The following is a 17,979-nucleotide window of genomic DNA, read 5'->3' on the forward strand; positions in this document are numbered from 1 at the left end:
GCGCCACCGCAACATCAAGACGGATAGCGCGTCCAGATAGCGGAGTATGATATGCAGTTCTCCAAAATGCACGGTCTGGGCAACGACTTTATGGTGGTCGATGCCGTTACACAGAATGTCTATTTTTCACCTGAGCTGATCCGCCGGTTGGCCGATCGGCACCTGGGCGTCGGCTTTGACCAGATGCTGGTGGTAGAACCGCCTTACGATCCCGAACTGGATTTTCACTACCGAATTTTTAACGCCGACGGCAGCGAAGTGGCGCAGTGCGGCAACGGCGCGCGTTGCTTCGCGCGTTTCGTGCGGCTGAAAGGGCTGACCAACAAACGCGACATCCGTGTCAGCACCCAAACCGGGCGCATGGTGCTCAGTGTCACCGACGACGATCTGGTGTGCGTCAACATGGGCGAACCGAATTTCGACCCGCAGGCGGTGCCGTTCCGCGCCACTAAGGCTGAAAAGACCTACATCATGCGCGCGGCGGAACATACCGTGCTGTGCGGCGTGGTGTCGATGGGTAACCCGCATTGTGTTTTGCAGGTGGACGATGTAACAACTGCCAAGGTGGAGCTGCTTGGGCCGGTGCTGGAAGGGCATGAACGCTTCCCGGAACGGGCCAACATCGGCTTTATGCAGGTGGTGAGCCGCGATCACATCAAGCTGCGCGTTTATGAACGCGGCGCTGGTGAAACGCAGGCCTGCGGCAGCGGCGCCTGTGCGGCGGTGGCGGTGGGGATCCAACAGGAATTGCTGTCAGAAGAGGTGCATGTAGAACTGCCGGGCGGCAGCCTGCATATTCGCTGGAAAGGGCCGGGCAACCCGCTGTTTATGACCGGTCCGGCAACCCATGTCTATGACGGATTTATTCATCTATGAAAAGCGTAGAAGAACAGAGCGTCGCCGGCCTGGCGCTGGATGACGACACCGTGATGCAGTACCTGCTGCAGAACCCGGATTTCTTTATTCGCAACGCGCGCCAGGTTGAGCAGATGCGCGTGCCGCACCCGGTGCGCGGCACCGTTTCGCTGGTGGAATGGCACCTGGCCCGCCAGCGCAATCACATCGAACGGTTGGAAGAAGAGATCACGCTGTTGATGGAGCAGGCCAGCGCCAACGAAGGGCTGTTCGCCCGGTTGCTGCACCTGCAGGCCGATTTGGCCACCGCCGACAGCCTGCAGGACATGCTCAACCGGCTGCAGCGCTGGGCGCGCGGCTTCGGTTTGGCCGGTGCCACGGTTCGGCTGTTCGCCGAGCGCTGGAATATCGGCGCGCCTTCCGATTTCACCCACCTGGCGCTGACGCGTTCGGCGTTCGAGCCGTTCCGCATTCAGCGGCTGGGCAGCGAACAACACTACCTCGGCGGCCTGAACGGCCCCGAGCTGCTGCTGCTGTTGCCGCAGGCCAAACAGATCGGCCAGATTGGCTCGGTGGCGCTGTCGATGCTGGGCGACGACGGCGAGCTGGGCATGGTGATCTTCAGCAGCCGCGATACGCAACACTATCAGCAGGGCATGGGCACGGTGATGCTCAATCAACTGGCGCGCATGCTGCCGGCGCTGCTGGAACGCTGGATAGAACGAGCATGACGCCGATTGCGCCCAGCCTGCAGCAGCCGGTGGACGCGTTTCTGCGTTATCTCAAGGTAGAACGGCAACTCAGCCCGCTGACGCAGCTCAGCTATTCACGCCAGCTGGCGGCGCTGATGCGCCTGGCGCAGGAGATCGGCGTCACCGACTGGGCAGCGCTGGACGCCGCCCGGGTGCGCATGCTGGCGGCGCGCAGCAAACGCGCCGGTCTGCAGTCCGCCAGCCTGGCGCTGCGGCTCTCTTCGTTGCGTAGCTTCCTCGATTGGCTGGTCAGCCAGGGCGTGCTGCACGCCAACCCCGCCAAGGGCATCCGCACGCCGCGCAGCGGCCGCCATCTGCCGAAAAATATCGACGTCGATGAAATGAACCAACTGCTGGAGATCGATCTTAACGATCCGCTGGCGGTGCGCGATCGCGCCATGCTGGAGGTGATGTACGGCGCCGGCCTGCGCCTCTCCGAGCTGGTGGGGCTGGATTGCCGCCATGTCGATATGGCCGCCGGCGAGGTGTGGGTGATGGGGAAAGGCAGCAAAGAGCGTAAATTGCCGATCGGGCGCACCGCCGTCACCTGGCTGGAACACTGGCTGGCAATGCGCGATCTGTTTGGGCCGCAGGACGACGCCATGTTCCTGTCCAATCAGGGGCGGCGCATCTCGACGCGCAACGTGCAAAAACGCTTCGCCGAGTGGGGCGTGAAACAGGGCGTTAACAGCCATATTCACCCGCACAAACTGCGCCACTCCTTCGCCACCCATATGCTGGAGTCCAGCGGCGACCTGCGCGCGGTGCAGGAGCTGCTCGGCCACGCCAACCTGACCACCACGCAAATTTATACCCACCTCGACTTTCAACACCTGGCGAACGTGTACGATGCCGCGCATCCGCGTGCCAAACGGGGGAAATCCTGATGCATTTTTATCGCCCGCTGCGCCCGCTGGCGGCGCTGACTTTCGATCTGGACGACACGCTGTATGATAACCGTCCGGTGATCCGGCAAACCGAACAACAATCGGTGGCCTTCCTGCAGAGTTACCACCCCGGCCTGAGCAGCTTTCAGTCGGCGGATTTTCATCGCCTGCGTCAGGAGCTGCGCGAGCAGGAACCGGAGATCTACCATGACGTCACCCAGTGGCGCTGGCGCGCCATTCATCTGGCGCTGAGCCGGCAGGGGCTGCGCGACGCCGAAGCGGCGATCGGGGCCGATGCGGCGATGCAGAACTTCGCGCTGTGGCGCAGCCGCATCGAGGTGCCGGAAGCGACCCACGCCACGCTGAAGGCGTTGGCCGCGCGCTACCCGCTGGTGGCGATCACCAACGGCAACGTCGATCCGTCTCTGTGCGGCCTGGACGGTTATTTCCAGTTCGTGTTGCGCTCCGGGCCGGACGGGCGCGCCAAGCCGTATCAGGACATGTACCACCTGGCCGTTGAGCGGCTGGGCGTGGCGCCCGAGCAGATCCTGCACGTGGGCGACGATCTGACCACCGACGTGGCCGGCGCGCTGCGCGCGGGGCTGCAGGCCTGTTGGATCAACGATCGGCAACGCTGCCTGATGCAGGCCGCCGACAGCCGCTTGCTGCCGCATATTGAGATTTCGCAGTTGGCATCGCTGACAGCATTGTTATAATCCCTGCCAGAACTCTGTATAAATTTCCAGTGAAAAACCCGTCACCGGCGGGTTTTCCCTTAACCATTAGTGGTGCCTATGGACGTCTCCGATCTGCTCGACAGCCTGAATGAAAAACAACGTGAAGCCGTGGCGGCGCCGCGCAGCAACCTGTTGGTTCTGGCCGGAGCGGGCAGCGGCAAGACGCGGGTGCTGGTGCACCGCATCGCCTGGCTGCTGTCGGTGGAGAACTGCTCACCGTATTCGATCATGGCGGTGACCTTCACCAACAAGGCGGCGGCGGAAATGCGCCACCGTATCGAACATCTGATCGGTACCAGCCAGGGCGGCATGTGGATCGGCACCTTCCACGGCTTGGCGCACCGCCTGTTGCGCGCCCACCACCTGGAGGCCAACTTGCCGCAGGATTTCCAGATCCTCGACAGCGACGACCAGCTGCGGTTGCTCAAGCGCATCATCAAGGCGCTGAACGTTGACGAGAAGCAGTGGCCGCCGCGTCAGGCGATGTGGTACATCAACGGCAAGAAAGACGAGGGCCTGCGCCCACAGCACGTTGAGACCTACAACAACCCGGTAGAGGCCACCTGGCTGCGCATCTATCAGGCCTATCAGGAAGCCTGCGATCGCGCCGGGCTGGTGGATTTCGCCGAGCTGCTGCTGCGCGCGCACGAACTGTGGCTGAACAAGCCGCATATCCTCAACCACTACCGCGAGCGTTTCACCAACGTGCTGGTGGACGAATTCCAGGATACCAACAGCATCCAGTACGCCTGGATCCGCCTGCTGGCGGGCGGCAACAGCAACGTGATGATCGTCGGCGACGATGACCAGTCGATCTACGGCTGGCGCGGCGCGCAGGTGGAAAACATCCAGCGCTTCCTGAAGGATTTCCCCGGCGCGGAAACCATCCGCCTGGAGCAGAACTACCGTTCCACCAGCAACATCCTGAAAGCGGCCAACACCCTGATCGCCAACAACGACGGGCGCATGGGCAAAAATCTGTGGACCGAAGGCGGCGAAGGCGAGCCGATTTCCCTCTACTGCGCCTTCAACGAACTCGACGAAGCGCGCTTCGTGGTCAACCGCATCAAGACCTGGCAAGACAACGGCGGCGCGCTGAACGACTGCGCCATCCTGTACCGCAGCAACGCCCAGTCGCGCGTGCTGGAAGAGGCGCTGCTGCAGACGGCGATGCCGTACCGCATCTACGGTGGCCAGCGCTTCTTCGAACGCCAGGAAATCAAGGATGCGCTGGCTTACCTGCGCCTCATTTCCAACCGCAACGACGATGCGGCCTTCGAGCGCGTGGTCAACACCCCGACGCGCGGCATCGGCGATCGCACCCTCGACGTGGTGCGCCAGGCGGCGCGCGATCGCCAGCTGACGCTGTGGCAGGCGACGCGCGAGCTGATGCAGGACAAAGTGTTGGCCGGCCGCGCCGCGTCGGCGCTGCAGCGCTTTATCGAACTGGTGGAGTCGCTGGCGCATGAAACCGCTGACATGCCGCTGCACGTGCAGACCGACCGGGTGATCCGCGACTCCGGGCTGTTCATCATGTATGAGCAGGAAAAGGGCGAAAAGGGGCAGGCGCGTATCGAAAACCTTGAGGAACTGGTGACGGCGACGCGTCAGTTCAGCTATCAGGAAGAAGATCAGGATCTGATGCCGCTGCAGGCGTTCCTGTCGCATGCGGCGCTGGAAGCGGGCGAAGGTCAGGCCGACGCCTATCAGGACGCGGTGCAGCTGATGACCCTGCACTCGGCCAAGGGCTTGGAGTTCCCGCTGGTGTTTATCGTCGGCATGGAAGAAGGCATGTTCCCGAGCCAGATGTCGCTGGATGAAGGCGGCCGTCTGGAGGAGGAGCGCCGTCTGGCCTATGTGGGCGTAACGCGCGCCATGCAGAAACTGACGCTGACCTATGCCGAAACGCGCCGTCTGTACGGCAAAGAGGTTTACCATCGGCCGTCGCGCTTTATCGGCGAACTGCCGGAAGAGTGTGTGGAAGAAGTGCGCCTGCGCGCCAGCGTATCGCGCCCGGTCAATCACCGCCGCATGGGCACGCCGATCAGCGAGAACGATACCGGCTACAAGCTGGGCCAGCGCGTGCGCCATCCCAAGTTTGGCGAAGGCACCATCGTCAATCTGGAAGGCAGCGGCGAGCACAGCCGGTTACAGATCGCTTTCCCGGGCGAGGGCATCAAGTGGCTGGTGGCGGCCTACGCTCGCCTGGAAACGGTATAAAGAGCGGGGAGAGTTGCAGGGGCAGGCCCCTGCAATCGTTCATTATCAGTGAGGGTAGCGATCGCCGACCTGCGCGGTGGCATACCAGCGCATCACCGCTTCGGTGCCTTCGCCGCCTTCCTGCGGTGCCCATTGCATGCAGTCCTCTTCGGTCAGCGCCTGATACGGGCCCTGCTTCACTTCGAACACCACGCCGCCGGCATCGACCGACAGCACCGCATGCCAGGTAAAGGCCGGCATCTCCAGCACTTTGGTTTCTTCGCCGAGCAGGGTGCGCTGCATGACGACGCCGTCATCGTTGAACTGCAACACGACAAAACGACCGCGCAGCGGCGTCAGCAGCTCCCAGGTTTGCGGGTGGCGGTGCGGGCGGATATAGGTGCCGGGCTCCATGGCGATCGCCAGGCGTTGCACCGGGTCGCTCAGCTCTTCGTGTAAGGTGCGGTGCGCGCGCAGGCGGGGCACGCTGGCGGCCTGTTCGCTCATCGCGGTCAGTTCATGGGCGGTAATCTGTTTCATCGTTTAAATCCGCATGCTTGTCGTACCATTAGGGTGATGTCATCTTAGCAACATTCTTGATGGCGGTAAGCGATCGTCGCGACTTTTTCAGTACGGTTTAAGCGTCATTTCTGCCATTGATCATCGTGATGATTTGTTGCGCAATTATCCCGCCTAACGTGTTGACAGGCTTTTTCTTCTCGGCGTAACATGCGCGCACTATTATCATTGAGGACAGACGCCTTGGACACACCCAGTAGATACTGGCTCACTGACCTGCGCCGCAGGTATAACTTCTAAGGCTCTCCGTTTTTGCTGATAGCCTTCGTGGTTGTCGGCGACCCCGCAAAGCGTCGCTATGAGTCAGATCTCTTCATGGTCTGAAACAATCGGTGATACGCATCCCCTCTGTTTCTGTGCTTCAACGCGTTGTCCGCACCCGTTACCTTCACGGAGTTTTGGCACATGCTGAGCGCTTTTAAATTAGATAACCGCCGCTTGTCCCGTCTGGAACTGGACGACTCGGATGATCTCACGTCATCGCTGTGGGTTGATCTGGTCGAGCCGGAAGAGGGCGAGCGTGAGCGCGTGCAGAATGAGCTGGGACAAAGCCTGGCGACGCGTCCCGAACTGGACGATATCGAAGCCTCCGCCCGTTTCTTCGAAGACGAAGACGGTCTGCATATCCACTCCTTCTTCTACTTCGAAGATGCGGAAGATCACGCCGGCAACTCCACGGTGGCCTTCACCATCCGCGACGGCCGCCTGTATACCCTGCGCGAGCGTGAACTGCCGGCGTTTCGCCTGTACCGCATGCGCGCCCGCAACCAGACCATGCTCGAAGGCAACGCCTACGAACTGCTGCTGGATTTGTTCGAAACCAAGATTGAACAGCTGGCGGACGAGATAGAGAACATCTACAGCGATCTGGAACAGCTCAGCCGGGTGATCATGGAAGGGCATCAGGGCGACGAATACGACGCCGCGCTGTCGACGCTGGCGGAGCTGGAAGATATCGGCTGGAAGGTACGTTTGTGTCTGATGGATACCCAGCGCGCGCTCAACTTCCTGGTGCGCAAGGCGCGTTTGCCGACCGGCCAGTTGGAGCAGGCGCGTGAAGTGCTGCGCGACATCGAATCCCTGCTGCCGCACAACGAATCGCTGTTCCAGAAGGTGAACTTCCTGATGCAGGCGGCGATGGGCTTCATCAATATCGAACAGAACCGCATCATCAAGATCTTCTCGGTGGTGTCGGTGGTATTCCTGCCGCCTACGCTGGTGGCCTCCAGCTACGGCATGAACTTCGAATTCATGCCGGAACTGAAATGGTCGTTCGGCTACCCGGGCGCCATCACGCTGATGATCCTGGCCGGCCTGGCCCCTTACCTGTACTTCAAGCGCAAAAACTGGCTGTAACCCGGCGGCGCCGGGCTTAGCGCAGCTTGCGTTGGGTGTAGAGCGCGTCGAGGGTGAACAGGATCAGCGCCGCCCAGATAAAGCCGAAGGTCACCAGCTTGTCCTGGCCGATGGTCTCACCGTAGAAGGTGACCGCCAGCAGGAACATCAGCGTCGGGCCGAGATACTGGAAGAAACCGAGCGTCGACAGGCGCAGCCGGGTAGCCGCCGCGGTGAAGCACAGCAGCGGTACGGTGGTGACGATGCCGGCGGCGACCAGCAGCAGGTTCAGCGACCACGGGTTGGCGCTCAGGTGGCTGGTGGGGCTGTCGGCGAACAGGAACAGATAGGCGGCCGCCACCGGCAGCAGCCATAGCGTCTCAATCAGCATGCCGGTCTGGGCGTCGATGGCGATTTTCTTGCGCAGCAGGCCGTAGAAAGCGAAGCTGAACGCCAGCCCCAGACCGATGATCGGCAACGAGCCGAACTGCCAGAGCTGCACCAGCACCCCGGTGAACGCCAGCGCCACCGCCACCCACTGCATGCGACGAAAGCGCTCGCCGAGAAACAGCATCCCCAGCAGCACGTTAACCAGCGGGTTGATGAAGTAGCCCAGGCTGGCTTCCAGCATATGGTGATTGTTCACCGCCCAGATGAACAGCAGCCAGTTGCCGCCGATCAACAGCGCGGTGACCGCCAGCAGCAGCAGTCGTTTGCGGTTTTGGCAGGCGGCGCGCACTTTAGGCCAGTTGCGGCCCAGCGTGATCAGCGCCAGCATGAAGAAAAACGACCAGATGATCCGGTGGGTGAGGATCTCATCCGCGGACACTTGCTGGATCAGTTTGAAATAGGCCGGGGCGATGCCCCACATAAAATAGGCGGCCAGGGCGAAGAAAATGCCCTGACGCGTTTGCTTTGCGTCCATGACGTCACTCTGGTGGGGAACTTAAGATGCGGTGAGTGTACTGAAGACGCTCACCGCACACAATCATCAGCCGACCAGATAGGTGGCGGTGGCGGTCGCGATATGCAGGCCGTCGTGGTTATGCAGTTCTACGCGCGCGACGGCGACTTTGTTGCCGCTGCGCAGCACGCTGGCGGAGGCGACGAAGTGCTCGCCGCGGCCGGGGCGCAGGTAGTCGACGCGCAGGTCGATGGTGCCCATGCGCGACAGTTTGGCGGCGATCTCTTCTTCGATCAGCGGCTCCAGGCGCGTCAGCACGCCGCCGGCGCAAGCCAGCCCGGCGGCGACGTCGAGTACCGCGGCAATCACGCCGCCGTGCAGAATTTCCTGTGCGGCGTTGCCCACCAGCTTGCGCTGGTTGGTGAAGCTCAGCTCGACGTAGTCATCGTCGAAGCGGCGCAGCTCCAGGCCAAGCTCGCGGTTGAACGGCATGTGGTAGACAAAGATTTCGCCGATCTTGCGGCGGGCGGCTTCCAGGGTCAGTGGTGTGGTCGACATAGCGGGTTTCCATTTTTCTTTTGCGTTTTAAGGGAGCTAACTGGTCAGTCCAGGTTAATGAGATGTTGATTTTATGCTTAACCTTTGTTGCTTTCCAGACTATTCCAATAAAACCGGCCTGCGCTGCGGTAAAACGCCCTTTGTGTGTAAAATGGCCTGATTTTTTCCGGGCTTGCCCTTTTTCGTTGGAGTGAGGAGAGGTTATGCGCATTTTGTCAGGGATCGTTTCCGCCACGCTGCTGATGCCGGCGCTGGCATTGGCTGAGGAAGCCAAAGAGCAGCAGATTCACGATAAGCCGGCGGTGCGCGGCAGCATTATCGCCAACCTGCTGCAGGAGCACGAGAATCCGTTCACGCTGTATCCTTACGATCCCAATTATCTGCTGTACACCGACACCAGCGATATCAACAAAGAGGCCATCAAGACGTACAACTGGGGCGACAAGGCGCGCAAGGACGAGGTGAAATACCAACTTAGCCTGGCGTTTCCGCTGTGGCGGGGCATTGCCGGCGACAACTCGGTGCTCGGCGCGTCTTATACTCAGCGCTCCTGGTGGCAATTGTCCAACCGCGGCGAGTCTTCGCCGTTCCGCGAAACCAACTACGAGCCGCAGCTGTTCGTGGGGTGGGCGACCGATTACCGTTTTGCCGGTTGGACGCTGCGCGATGTTGAAATCGGCGTTAACCATCAGTCTAACGGCCGCTCGGATCCGACGTCGCGCAGCTGGAATCGCGGCTATGCGCGGCTGATGGCGCAAAACGGCAACTGGCAGGTGGATCTCAAGCCCTGGTTCCGCTTCTCGGAGAGCTCGAGCAACGACGACAACCCGGACATCACCAAATACATGGGATACTACCGGTTGAAGGTCGGTTACGCCTGGGGCGACAGCGTGTTCAGCGTCGACAGCCACTATAACTGGAACAGCGGCTACGGCGGCGCGGAGCTGGGCTGGAGCTATCCGATCACCCGCAACGTGCGTTTCTATACCCAGGTATTCAGCGGCTACGGCGAATCGCTGATCGACTATAACTTCCGGCAGACACGGGTGGGCGTTGGTGTCATGCTGAACGATATTATGTAATCATACCCGCTGGGTGTGTACCGATGAAAAAATGGGGAAGTGTGTGTCAACCGCAGCAGTGATTAACAGAGAGTTGCTGGCCGAGCAGGTATTGCGCGATACCTTTGGCTACCAGCAATTCCGTCCGGGGCAGCAAACGATTATCAACGCCGCGATCGGCGGGCAGGATTGCCTGGTGGTGATGCCGACCGGCGGCGGCAAGTCGTTGTGCTACCAAATCCCGGCGCTGGTGATGGACGGCCTGACGCTGGTCGTTTCCCCTCTGATCTCGCTGATGAAGGACCAGGTCGACCAACTGTTGGCCTACGGCGTTTCCGCCGCCTGCTATAACTCGACGCAAACCCGCGAGGAGCAGCTGGACGTCATGGCCGGTTGCCGCAACGGTAACATCAAGATGCTGTACATCGCGCCGGAACGGCTGATGATGGAAAGCTTCCTCAACCTGCTCGACCACTGCCCGCCGGCAATGCTGGCGGTGGATGAGGCGCACTGCATCTCGCAGTGGGGCCATGACTTCCGGCCGGAATATCGCGCGCTGGGCCAACTGAAACAGCGCTTCCCGTCGATGCCGGTGATCGCGTTGACTGCCACCGCCGACGAGTCCACCCGCGGCGATATCGTGCGTCTGCTGTCGCTGCAGGATCCGCTGGTGCAGGTCAGTAGCTTCGACCGGCCGAACATCCGCTACACGCTGGTGGAAAAATTCAAACCGCTCGATCAGCTGTGGCGCTTCGTGCAGGATCAGCGCGGCAAGAGCGGCATTATCTATTGCAACAGCCGCGCCAAGGTGGAAGACACCGCTGCGCGCCTGCAAAGCCGCGGGCTGAGCGTCGGTGCCTACCACGCCGGGCTGGACAACGATCGCCGCGCGCAGGTGCAGGAAGCGTTCCAGCGCGACGATCTGCAGGTGGTGGTGGCCACCGTCGCCTTCGGCATGGGCATCAACAAACCCAACGTGCGCTTCGTGGTGCATTTCGACATCCCGCGCAATATCGAATCCTATTATCAGGAGACCGGCCGAGCCGGGCGCGACGGCCTGCCGGCCGAAGCCATCCTGCTGTACGATCCGGCCGACATGGCCTGGCTGCGCCGCTGCCTGGAGGAGAAACCCGCCGGGCAACAGCTGGACATCGAGCGTCACAAGCTGAACGCCATGGGCGCTTTCGCCGAGGCGCAAACCTGCCGTCGCCTGGTGCTGCTCAACTACTTCGGCGAAGGCAAGCACGAGAACTGCGGCAACTGCGACATCTGCCTCGATCCGCCCAAGCGCTACGACGGGCTGGAGGACGCGCGCAAGGCGCTGTCCTGCGTGTACCGCGTCGGCCAGCGCTTTGGCCTCGGGTACATCGTGGAAGTGCTGCGCGGCTCCAACAACCAACGCATTCGTGAATACGGTCACGACAAGCTGCCGGTGTACGGCATCGGCCGCGATCAAACCACCGAACACTGGACCAGCGTGCTGCGTCAGCTGATCCACCTGGGCTTTATCACCCAGAACATCGCCATGCACTCGGCGCTGCAATTGACCGAGGCGGCGCGTCCGGTGTTGCGCGGCGAGGTGGCGCTGCAGCTGGCGGTGCCGCGTATTCAGAGCCTGAAGTCGCGCAGCAGCAGCGCCAACCAGAAATCCTACGGCGGCAATTACGATCGCAAGCTGTTCGCCAAGCTGCGCAAACTGCGCAAATCGATCGCCGACGAAGAAAACATTCCGCCCTACGTGGTGTTCAACGACGCCACGCTGCTGGAAATGGCCGAGCAGATGCCGATCAAGGCCGGCGATCTGCTGAGCGTCAACGGCGTCGGCCAGCGCAAACTGGAGCGTTTCGGCGCGCCCTTTATGGCGATGATCCGCGACCATCTCGACAATGATGAAGACTGAGGGCGATAAATCATGCTGATGCTGTTTCTCACCGTGGCGCTGGTGCATCTGATTGCGCTGATGAGCCCGGGGCCGGACTTCTTTTTCGTGTCGCAAACCGCCGCCAGCCGTTCGCGCCGTGAGGCGATGATGGGCGTGGTCGGCATTTCGCTCGGCATCGTGGTTTGGGCCGGCGTGGCGTTGATGGGGCTGCATCTGATCCTGCAGAAGATGGCCTGGCTGCATCAGGTCATCATGGTCGGCGGCGGCATTTACCTGTGCTGGATGGGGTGGCAACTGCTGCGTTCCGCGCGGGCGCAGCAAGCTACTCCGGCGGCGGAGGCCCAGGTGGCGTTGCCGAAGGCCGGGCGCAGCTTTATTCGCGGCTTCCTGACCAACCTGTCCAACCCGAAAGCGGTGATCTATTTCGGCAGCGTGTTCTCGCTGTTCGTCGGTGACAGCGTCGGCGCCGGCGCGCGCTGGGGGCTGTTCTTGCTGATCGTTGCCGAGACCTTCGTCTGGTTCAGCCTGGTGGCGGTGGTGTTCGCGCTGCCGGCGATGCGCCGCGGCTATCAGCGGTTGGCCAAGTGGATCGACGGGGTGGCGGGCGTGCTGTTCACCGGCTTCGGGTTACACCTGATCTTTACCCGCTGACCGGCGGTGAGATGCCCAAGGCCGAGCAGCGATGCCCGGCCTTTTTTGTCAGGCTTTGCGGGCGGTCGCCAGCAGCCCCGCCACCAAAATGAACAGTGAACCGAACACCCGGTTAAGCAGCTGCATCTGGCGCGGCGTTTTCAGCCAGCCGGCGATGCGCGTCGCCAGGGTGGCGTAACCGATCATCACCAGAATATCCACCACCACGGTGGTGACGCCGAGCACCAGGTACTGCTCGGCCTGCGGTTGATTGGGCAAGATGAACTGCGGGAACAGCGCGGCGAGGAACACGATGCTTTTCGGGTTGGTCAGGTTGACCAGCACCGCGCGGCGGAACAGACGGCGGCGCGGCATGCTGCCCGCCAGCGCATGCAGATCCAGCGCGCCAGCGGCGCGCCATTGCTGGATGCCGAGCCACACCAGGTAGGCGGCGCCCAACCATTTCAGCAGTTCGAACGCCAGCAATGATTGAGAAATCAGCGCGCCGAGACCGATGCCCACCAGCACGATGTGCGCGCTCAACCCGACCTGCAGGCCGGCGATTGACGCGGCGGCGCCGCGATAGCCGTGGCTGATGCCGGTGCTCATGGTGTTGATGGCGCCGGATCCAGGGGACAGGCTAAGGATAAGCGTGGTCAGCAGGTAGGTTAACCACCAGTCCAAGGTCATGGTTCTCGGCTCCCTGAAAGTGTCGTTTTGTGCCACAATGCGCCGAGGCGGCGCCGTTTTTTGTCAGAATTGAATCACAATACGCTAGTATGATTTCTTGTGCCAGCGGTCACATTTTCCGCCGGCTCCACAGGGAAAACGCTCTCGATGACCTCGTTCACTCTCAGCTCCGATGACTGGTTAACGCGTGAAACGCAGTTCGCTGCCTTCGCCACCGGGCCGCTGCTGGATTTCTGGCGGCAGCGCGAAGAAGGCGAGTTCAGCGGCGTGGACGGCGTGCCGATCCGCTTTGTGCGTTTCAGTTCCGCGCGGCATCAGCGCGTGGTGGTGGTCAGCCCCGGCCGCATCGAAAGCTACGTGAAATACCCCGAGGTGGCCTACGATCTGTTCCACTGCGGTTACGACGTGGTGATCGTCGATCATCGCGGCCAAGGGCGTTCCGGGCGTTTACTGGCGGATACGCACCGCGGTCATGTGGTAAACTTCGCCGACTACGTGGACGATTTCGAGCAGCTTTGGCAGCGCGAAGTCGAGTCGCGCGGTTACCGGCAGCGCTTCGCGCTGGCGCATTCGATGGGCGGCGCGATCCTGGCGCAGTTCCTGCAACGCCGGCCGCAGGCGTTCGATGCGGCGGCGTTTTGCGCGCCGATGTTCGGCATCCAGCTGCCGATGCCGGGCTGGCTGGCCGACCGCATCCTCGACTGGGCGGAGACCCGTCCGGCGATCCGCGACTACTACGCGGTGGGCACCGGCCAGTGGCGGCCGCTGCCTTATGTGGTCAACGTGTTGACCCACAGCCGCGAACGCTACCGGCGTAGCCTGCGCTATTACGCCGATTACCCCGAGCTGCAGGTGGGCGGACCGACCTACCATTGGGTGCGGGAGAGCATCCGCGCCGGCCGGCAGATTATCGCGCAGGCCGGGGAGATAACAACGCCGCTGTTGCTTTTGCAAGCCGGTGAGGAACGGGTGGTTGACAACCGTTCGCACCAGGCTTTTTGTCAGGCTCTGTCAGACGCGGGGCGCCCTTGCGAAGGGGGGCTTCCGTGGGTTATCAACGGCGCACGCCATGAGATCCTGTTCGAGCGGGACGCGATGCGCGCCGAAGCACTGAACGCAATCCTGCGCTTCTTTGCTCAACACTTAGGTGGCGCGCTGCCGCCGACAACTCCATCAGAGGTTAGAACATAACGCTATGTATCACGTCGTCGCTTCCGATTTAGATGGCACGCTGCTGTCTCCCGACCATACCCTGTCGCCGTACGCCAAAGAAACGCTGAAGTTGCTGACCCAGCGCGGCGTGCATTTCGTGTTCGCCACCGGCCGCCACCACATCGACGTGGCGCAGATCCGCGACAGTCTGGAGATCAGCGCCTTTATGATCACCTCCAACGGCGCGCGGGTGCACAACACGGCCGGCGAGCTGATCTTCAGCCACAACCTGGACGAGGATATCGCCCGCGATCTGTACGGCATGCTGCACGACGATCCGGAGATAACCACCAACGTCTACCGTAACGATGACTGGTTCATCAACCGCGAAAGCCCGGAGCAGGAAGAGTTCTTCCAGGAGTCGGTATTCAAATATCAGCTGTTTGAGCCGGGCCTGCTGGAAACCGACGGCGTCTGCAAGGTTTACTTTACCTGTGAAGATCATGAGCGGTTGCTGCAGGTGGAAGACGCCATCAACGCGCGCTGGGGCGATCGGGTCAACGTCAGCTTCTCGTTCCCGACCTGTCTGGAAGTGATGGCGGGCGGCGTGTCGAAAGGGCATGCGCTGGAAGAAGTGGCCAAGATCATCGGCTATACGCTGCAAGAGTGCATCGCCTTCGGCGACGGTATGAACGATCTGGAGATGCTGTCGATGGCCGGCAAGGGCTGCATCATGCGCGACGCGCATCAGCGCCTGAAGGATATGCTGCCGGAGCTGGAAGTGATCGGCTCCAATGTCGATAACGCGGTGCCGCACTACCTGCGCAAGATGTTCCTCTGAAATAACCAGGCCGTTTCTCTGAAATAACAAGGGCGCCTTGCGGCGCCCTTGGCATTACTTGTGCTGGCCCTGCTTCTGCAGGAACTGCACGCCCTTGTCCGGGAAGTCGGTGAACACGCCGTCGACGCCGGCCTGGTTGTAAATCACGTCATACAGCTGGTTTACGTCGGTCACGTACTTCGGCAGCGCATCGGCGCGGATGGTGAACGGATGCACCGCCAGCTTGCTGGCATGCGCTTCTTTCACCATGTCGGTCAGCACGATGTGGCCCGGCTTGGATTGATCCGCCACCACCAGCATGTGGTAGTCCGGCCCGATACCGTCGGCATACTGAGCGATTTTCTTCATCGCGCCCGGTTTGAACATCCAGTCGTAGTCGTATTCTACCCACTTGCCGTCGGCTTTCTGCTCGTAGGTTTCCTGCCAGTCGTTATAGGCGATCAGCTGCACCAGCTTCAGATCCATGCCCAGCTTCGGCTCCAGCTCGTTCTTGATGCGCTTGAGCTCGTTGGCGTCGAAGCACTGCAGGTAGACGTTGTCGTTCTTGCCGGTGTAGCCGTACTGCTTGAGCACCGCCAGCACTTTGCTGGAGATGTCTTTGCCTTCCTGCTTGTGGAACCAAGGCGCTTTGATTTCAGGATAGATGCCGATGTTTTTGCCGGTCGAATGGTTCAGACCCTGCACGAACTCGATCTCTTCCTGGAAGGTGTGTACGCGGAAGTCGGATTTGCCCATCGGGAAGCGGCCTGGGTAGCCCTGTACCTTCTTGCCGTTTTCGATGTCAAAGCCTTCGGTAAACTTCAGCGATTTGATCTCCGCCAGCGTAAAGTCGATGGCGTAATAACGGCCGTCTTTACGCGCGCGGTCCGGGAAGCGTTCGGCGACGTCGGTGACGCGATCGAGGTAATGGTCGTGCAGCACCACCAGCTCGTTGTCTTTGGTCATCACCAGATCTTGTTCGAGGTAATCGGCGCCCTGCGCGTAGGCCATTGCCTTCGCCGGCAGAGTGTGTTCCGGCAGGTAGCCGCTGGCGCCGCGGTGGGCGATCACCACTTTGTCCGCCGCCTGGGCGGCGCTGACCATTGAGGTGGCGAGAATGATCCCTGTCAGCAGGGCTTTGACTTGAGTCCGCATTCCGTTTTCTCCGTGTTGTTGGGGGCAGGGTAGTAAAAAGGCCGCAGGGCGGCCTTTAAATCATGCAAAAGTCGTGTGACGGTTAGCCGCGCTTGCCGGCAGCGATTTCCGCGTGGTGTTTCTTCTCGTTCAGCATGGTCAGCAGCAGCAGGATAACCGCCAGCACGCCGCCGCCGATCATCACCATGAAGCCGCCGTCCCAACCGAAGAAGTCTACGGTGTAACCGACGATGGCGCTGGCCGCAACCGAGCCGCCCAGGTAGCCGAACAGGCCGGTGAAGCCCGCGGCGGTGCCGGCGGCTTTCTTCGGCGCCAGCTCCAGCGCGTGCAGGCCGATCAGCATCACCGGGCCGTAGATCAGGAAGCCGATGACCAGCATACAGATCATGTCCACGGTCGGGTTACCGGCCGGGTTCATCCAGAACACCACGGTGGCGATGGTCACCAGCGTCATGAAGAACACGCCGGTGGCGCCGCGGTTGCCTTTGAACACTTTGTCCGACATCCAGCCGCACAGCAGGGTGCCCGGGATACCGGCGTATTCATACAGGAAGTAGGCCCAGGAAGACTTGTCCAGCGCGAAGTGCTTCACTTCTTTCAGGTAGGTCGGTGACCAGTCCAGAATGCCGTAACGCAGCAGGTAGACGAACACGTTGGCGACAGCGATGTACCACAACAGCTTGTTCGGCAGGATGTACTGCATGAAGATCTGCTTGGCGGTCAGCTCTTCTTCGTCTTTTTCGCTGTAGTCGTCCGGGTAGTCGTTTTTGTACTCTTCAATCGGCGGCAGGCCGCAGGATTGCGGGGTATCGCGCATCAGGGCGAAGGCGATCAGGGCCACCAGGATGGCGCCGAAGGCCGGCATGTACAGCGCCGCGTGCCAGTCGTTGAACCAGGCCATGCCCAGCAGGAACAGCAGCGGCGGCAGGCCGCCACCCACGTTGTGGGCGCAGTTCCAGATGGAGACGATGCCACCGCGTTCTTTCTGCGACCACCAGTGCACCATGGTGCGGCCGCACGGCGGCCAACCCATGCCCTGGAACCAGCCGCACAGGAACAGCAGAACGAACATCACCGCGATGCTGGAAGTTGCCCACGGTACGAAGCCCATGAACAACATCACCGCCGCCGCCAGGATCAGGCCGGCAGGCAGGAACACCCGCGGGTTGGAACGGTCAGAGACCGAACCCATGATGAATTTGGAGAAGCCGTAGGCGATAGAGATGCCCGACAGCGCGAAGCCGAGGTCGCCGCGGCTGAAGCCTTGTTCGATCAGGTAAGGCATGGCCAGGGTGAAGTTCTTACGCACCAGATAGTAGGCGGCGTAACCGAAGAAGATCCCCAGGAAAATTTGCCAGCGCAGCTTACGGTAGAGCGGATCTACCTTATCGCTCGGCACACGGGCGATGTGTGCGGCTGGCTTAAAAATACTCAACATGAGCGCCTCCGATGGCTTTATCTGTTATCACATCAATATGACCTTTTACGTTCATTTGATGATTGAGCGGATATCGAATGTGGTGTTTTTGTGTTCCATAACGAGCGCCATTGTCATCAAATACGCCTGGTGTCGCTGTGACGAATGGCGCAATTGTTACACTTTCATGAAACCACGGCGGATTTTGAGCGATTCGTTAACGTTATGAAATAGAAAAACGTCCAAAAATCGTGATTATGATCACATTGATGGTTTTTTGTGGTCATTTTTATTTCGTTTTATGTTCGTTATTGTTCCTTATCAAACAAAGACCCCAATAACCGTGGCTCAATAGGCTCATAACTA

The 17,979-nt window shown here is 60.9% G+C and carries 17 protein-coding genes; 11 read left to right on the forward strand and 6 right to left on the reverse strand.

What is annotated here, in order from left to right; translation table 11 throughout:
• Positions 1 to 51: 51 nt before the first annotated feature.
• From dapF to uvrD, 5 genes are all read left to right on the forward strand, one after another.
• A complete protein-coding gene (gene dapF / locus ACJ8HA_RS15865; RefSeq protein WP_025304871.1) occupies positions 52 to 876 on the forward strand; it encodes a diaminopimelate epimerase in 825 nt (274 codons plus the stop codon).
• Complete coding sequence (locus ACJ8HA_RS15870) at positions 873 to 1,586, forward strand: DUF484 domain-containing protein (RefSeq protein WP_025304872.1); 714 nt, start codon at positions 873 to 875, stop codon at positions 1,584 to 1,586. The genes dapF and ACJ8HA_RS15870 overlap by 4 nt, the downstream gene beginning before the upstream one ends.
• Positions 1,583 to 2,494, forward strand: a complete 912-nt coding sequence (gene xerC / locus ACJ8HA_RS15875; RefSeq protein ID WP_021504817.1) for a tyrosine recombinase XerC — start codon at positions 1,583 to 1,585, stop codon at positions 2,492 to 2,494. The genes ACJ8HA_RS15870 and xerC overlap by 4 nt, the downstream gene beginning before the upstream one ends.
• Complete coding sequence (yigB, locus tag ACJ8HA_RS15880) at positions 2,494 to 3,210, forward strand: 5-amino-6-(5-phospho-D-ribitylamino)uracil phosphatase YigB (protein WP_025304873.1); 717 nt, start codon at positions 2,494 to 2,496, stop codon at positions 3,208 to 3,210. The genes xerC and yigB overlap by 1 nt, the downstream gene beginning before the upstream one ends.
• A 78-nt stretch (positions 3,211 to 3,288) precedes the next feature.
• A complete protein-coding gene (gene uvrD, locus ACJ8HA_RS15885; RefSeq protein WP_025304874.1) occupies positions 3,289 to 5,451 on the forward strand; it encodes a DNA helicase II in 2,163 nt (720 codons plus the stop codon).
• Between the two features lie 45 nt (positions 5,452 to 5,496).
• Here uvrD and ACJ8HA_RS15890 read toward each other — a convergent pair whose 3' ends face one another.
• Positions 5,497 to 5,970 carry a WbuC family cupin fold metalloprotein gene (locus tag ACJ8HA_RS15890; RefSeq protein ID WP_025304875.1) on the reverse strand — a complete coding sequence of 158 codons (474 nt, stop codon included), beginning with the start codon at positions 5,968 to 5,970 and terminating at the stop codon, positions 5,497 to 5,499.
• 444 nt (positions 5,971 to 6,414) lie between these two features.
• Between ACJ8HA_RS15890 and corA the strand changes: the two genes are divergently transcribed.
• Positions 6,415 to 7,365 carry a magnesium/cobalt transporter CorA gene (gene corA, locus ACJ8HA_RS15895; RefSeq protein WP_004934262.1) on the forward strand — a complete coding sequence of 317 codons (951 nt, stop codon included), beginning with the start codon at positions 6,415 to 6,417 and terminating at the stop codon, positions 7,363 to 7,365.
• 16 nt (positions 7,366 to 7,381) lie between these two features.
• Here the strand turns inward: corA and rarD are convergent, their stop codons facing one another.
• Positions 7,382 to 8,269, reverse strand: a complete 888-nt coding sequence (gene rarD / locus ACJ8HA_RS15900; protein ID WP_025304876.1) for an EamA family transporter RarD — start codon at positions 8,267 to 8,269, stop codon at positions 7,382 to 7,384.
• 66 nt (positions 8,270 to 8,335) lie between these two features.
• Positions 8,336 to 8,806: a thioesterase family protein gene (locus ACJ8HA_RS15905; RefSeq protein ID WP_016929489.1), complete on the reverse strand. Its 471-nt coding sequence runs from the start codon at positions 8,804 to 8,806 to the stop codon at positions 8,336 to 8,338.
• A 203-nt stretch (positions 8,807 to 9,009) separates the two neighbouring features.
• Between ACJ8HA_RS15905 and pldA the strand changes: the two genes are divergently transcribed.
• From pldA to rhtC, 3 genes are read left to right on the forward strand one after another with little or no spacing between them, the layout of a single operon-like run.
• Positions 9,010 to 9,888 (forward strand): phospholipase A, encoded by an 879-nt coding sequence (gene pldA / locus ACJ8HA_RS15910; protein WP_025304877.1) that lies wholly within the window; start codon positions 9,010 to 9,012, stop codon positions 9,886 to 9,888.
• 43 nt (positions 9,889 to 9,931) lie between these two features.
• Positions 9,932 to 11,767, forward strand: coding sequence for an ATP-dependent DNA helicase RecQ (recQ, locus tag ACJ8HA_RS15915; protein WP_089196406.1), 1,836 nt, complete (start codon positions 9,932 to 9,934; stop codon positions 11,765 to 11,767).
• A 12-nt stretch (positions 11,768 to 11,779) separates the two neighbouring features.
• Positions 11,780 to 12,400, forward strand: a complete 621-nt coding sequence (rhtC, locus tag ACJ8HA_RS15920; RefSeq protein WP_197826787.1) for a threonine export protein RhtC — start codon at positions 11,780 to 11,782, stop codon at positions 12,398 to 12,400.
• A gap of 48 nt (positions 12,401 to 12,448) precedes the next feature.
• On the opposite strand, the gene rhtB is transcribed toward rhtC, so the two are convergent.
• Positions 12,449 to 13,069: a homoserine/homoserine lactone efflux protein gene (rhtB, locus tag ACJ8HA_RS15925; RefSeq protein ID WP_060434791.1), complete on the reverse strand. Its 621-nt coding sequence runs from the start codon at positions 13,067 to 13,069 to the stop codon at positions 12,449 to 12,451.
• Between the two features lie 147 nt (positions 13,070 to 13,216).
• Between rhtB and pldB the strand changes: the two genes are divergently transcribed.
• Both pldB and yigL read left to right on the forward strand, forming a co-directional pair.
• A complete protein-coding gene (pldB, locus tag ACJ8HA_RS15930) occupies positions 13,217 to 14,260 on the forward strand; it encodes a lysophospholipase L2 (RefSeq protein WP_043142212.1) in 1,044 nt (347 codons plus the stop codon).
• 4 nt (positions 14,261 to 14,264) lie between these two features.
• Positions 14,265 to 15,062, forward strand: a complete 798-nt coding sequence (gene yigL / locus ACJ8HA_RS15935) for a sugar/pyridoxal phosphate phosphatase YigL (protein WP_025304881.1) — start codon at positions 14,265 to 14,267, stop codon at positions 15,060 to 15,062.
• A 54-nt stretch (positions 15,063 to 15,116) separates the two neighbouring features.
• Here yigL and glpQ read toward each other — a convergent pair whose 3' ends face one another.
• Positions 15,117 to 16,196, reverse strand: coding sequence for a glycerophosphodiester phosphodiesterase (glpQ, locus tag ACJ8HA_RS15940; RefSeq protein WP_073533177.1), 1,080 nt, complete (start codon positions 16,194 to 16,196; stop codon positions 15,117 to 15,119).
• Positions 16,197 to 16,278: 82 nt separating this feature from the next.
• Positions 16,279 to 17,634, reverse strand: a complete 1,356-nt coding sequence (glpT, locus tag ACJ8HA_RS15945) for a glycerol-3-phosphate transporter (RefSeq protein WP_025304883.1) — start codon at positions 17,632 to 17,634, stop codon at positions 16,279 to 16,281.
• Positions 17,635 to 17,979: the final 345 nt, after the last annotated feature.

Origin of the sequence: Serratia sp. CY33802 (assembly GCF_052169095.1) — a bacterium.
Taxonomy (GTDB): Bacteria; Pseudomonadota; Gammaproteobacteria; order Enterobacterales; family Enterobacteriaceae; genus Serratia; species Serratia bockelmannii.